Annotated in this window: 1 protein-coding gene; it reads left to right on the top strand. The window is 65.4% G+C overall.

Annotation, left to right across the window (positions count from 1 at the left end):
- Positions 1–2,761, top strand: a 2,761-nt coding sequence (locus tag ABYB95_RS20770; protein ID WP_372661366.1) for an efflux RND transporter permease subunit, incomplete at its 5' end; no start/stop codon positions are given.
- Positions 2,762–2,779: the final 18 nt, after the last annotated feature.

The raw sequence follows: 2,779 nt of genomic DNA on the forward strand, positions 1-2,779 counted from the left end.
CATGCGGGGCACGTTGCCCCAAGGCGTGGTCGGACCGTTCTTCAACGACGAGTTCGGCGATGTGTTTGGCGTGATCTACGCCCTGCAAGGCGACGGTTTTTCGCCGGCCGACAAGAAGCAGGTCGCGGACCGCGTGCGCCAGCAACTGTTGCGCGTGAAGGACGTGAGCAAGGTGGAGCTGTTTGGGGTGCAGGATCAAAAGCTCACCATCGAGATTTCACAGAAGCGCCTGGCCGTTCTGGGGCTGGACATGCAGCAGGTGCTGGCCGCCTTGGGCCAGCAAAACGCAGTGGAGTCGGCCGGCGCGGTGCAGACGCCACTGGACGTGGTGCAGGTGCGTGTGGGCGGCGCCTTCAATTCGGTGGAGCAGCTGCGGGCGATGCCGATCCGCGCCGCCAGCGGCAGCCAGATCCGCCTGGGTGATATTGCCGACATCGGCCTGGGCTACTCGGATCCGCCGCAGGTGATGGTGCGCCACAACGGCAAGGACAGCATCGCGCTGGGCATTTCCATGGCCAAAGGCGGCGACATCATCGCCTTGGGCAAGGCCCTGAGGCTGACCGTGGCCGACATCGAGCGCCAGTTGCCAGCGGGCATGGAGCTGGTGCAGCTGCAGGACCAGCCCAAGGCGGTGGCGACATCGGTCAACGAATTCATCAAGGTGTTGATCGAGGCGGTGGTGATCGTGCTGGCGGTGAGCTTTCTGGCGCTGGGCCTGCACAAGCGCGAAGGCGGCAGGGGCTGGCGCCGCTACACGCTGGACATGCGGCCCGGCCTGGTGGTGTTCATCACCATTCCGCTGGTGTTGGCGATCACTTTTCTGGTCATGCAGTACTGGGGCATTGGCCTGCACAAAATTTCGCTGGGCTCGCTGATCATCGCCCTGGGCCTGCTGGTGGACGACGCCATCATCGCGGTCGAGATGATGGTGCGCAAACTCGAAGAGGGCTACACCGGCATGCGCGCAGCCACCTTCACCTGGGAGGCCACGGCCATGCCCATGCTCACCGGCACGTTGATCACCGCAGCGGGCTTCCTGCCCATCGGCATGGCCAAGTCCACCACCGGTGAATACACCTTTGCGATTTTTGGCGTGACGGTGGCGGCGTTGGTGATCTCCTGGGTGGTAGCGGTCATGTTCGTGCCGTACCTGGGGCTCAAATTGCTCAAGGTCAAACCGCATGTGGGTGAGGTCAAGGAGGTGTTCAACGGGCCGTTCAACGACCGCTTCCGCGCCACGGTGGACTGGTGTGTGCAGCACCGCTGGATCACCATCGGCGCGACCGTGCTGACCTTTGTGCTGGGTATCGTGGGCATGGGCCAGGTGCAGCAGCAGTTTTTCCCCGATTCCAGCCGGCCAGAAATCCTGGTCGAAGCCTGGCTGCCCGAGGGCAGCAGCATGGCCGTCAACGACGCCATGGCCCGTCGGCTGGAAGCCCGTCTGGCCGCCGAGGACGGCGTCAACAGCGTGAGCACCTGGGTCGGCTCGGGCGTGCCGCGCTTTTATTTGCCGATGGAGCAGATATTCCCGCAGACCAATGTGTCGCAGCTGATCGTCTTGCCCAAAGATCTGGCCACCCGCGAACGCTTGCGCAAGGCGCTGCCGGCTGTGCTGGCCACCGAATTTCCCGAGGTGCGTGGGCGCGTCAAGCTGCTGCCCAACGGGCCTCCGGTGGCCTATCCGGTGCAGTTCCGCGTGGTCGGCTCCGACCCGAAGGTGCTGCGTGGACTGGCCGATGAGGTCAAGCAGGCGATGCGGGACAGCCCGAACATGCGCGGGGTGAACGACAACTGGAACGAGTCGGTCAAGGTCTTGCGGCTCGAAGTGGACCAGGCCAAGGCACGGGCACTGGGGGTCTCCAGCCAGTCCATCGCGCAGGCCTCGCGCACGATCTTGAGCGGCACCACGGTGGGGCAGTACCGCGATGGCGACAAGCTGATCGACATCGTGCTGCGCCAGCCACTGGCCGAGCGCGACGCCATCAGCAGCCTGGCCAACGCCTACCTGCCCACTGCCAGCGGCAAGAGCATCCCGTTGTTGCAGATCGCCAAGCCGGTGTTTGACTGGGAGCCTGGGGTGATCTGGCGCGAGAACCGCGATTTCGCCATCACGGTGCAAGGCGACGTGATCGAAGGTCTGCAAGGCGCGACCGTGACCAATGAACTGCTGCCCAAGATGGCGGAAATCACCGCGTCGTGGGCGCAGCGCGGCTTGTCGAGTTACCGGGTGCAGGTGGCGGGCGCGGTGGAAGAGAGCAGCAAGGGCTCGGACTCCATTGCCGTGGGCGTGCCCATCATGCTGTTCCTCACCTTCACGTTGCTCATGCTGCAGTTGCAAAGCTTTAGCCGCTCGGTGCTGGTGTTCCTCACCGGGCCGCTGGGCCTGGCCGGGGTGGCGGCGGCCTTGCTGCTGCTCAACCGCCCGTTCGGCTTTGTGGCCCTGCTGGGTGTGATCGCGCTCATGGGCATGATCCAGCGCAACTCGGTGATCCTGATCGACCAGATCGAGCAGGACCGGGCGCGTGGCGTGCCGGCCTGGGACGCGATTGTGGAAGCAGCGGTGCGCCGCATGCGGCCCATCGTGCTCACCGCCGCCGCCGCCGTGCTGGCCATGATCCCGCTCTCGCGCAGCGTGTTCTGGGGTCCGATGGCCGTCGCCATCATGGGCGGTCTGGTGGTGGCCACGGTGCTCACGCTGCTGGCCTTGCCCGCCATGTACGCGGCCTGGTTCCGGGTGCGGCGGGAGCCGGCCGTGTCCTGAACGCAGTGGCGCCCTGCA

It is taken from the genome of Hydrogenophaga sp., from assembly GCF_041633695.1.
Classification (GTDB): Bacteria; Pseudomonadota; Gammaproteobacteria; order Burkholderiales; family Burkholderiaceae_C; genus Hydrogenophaga.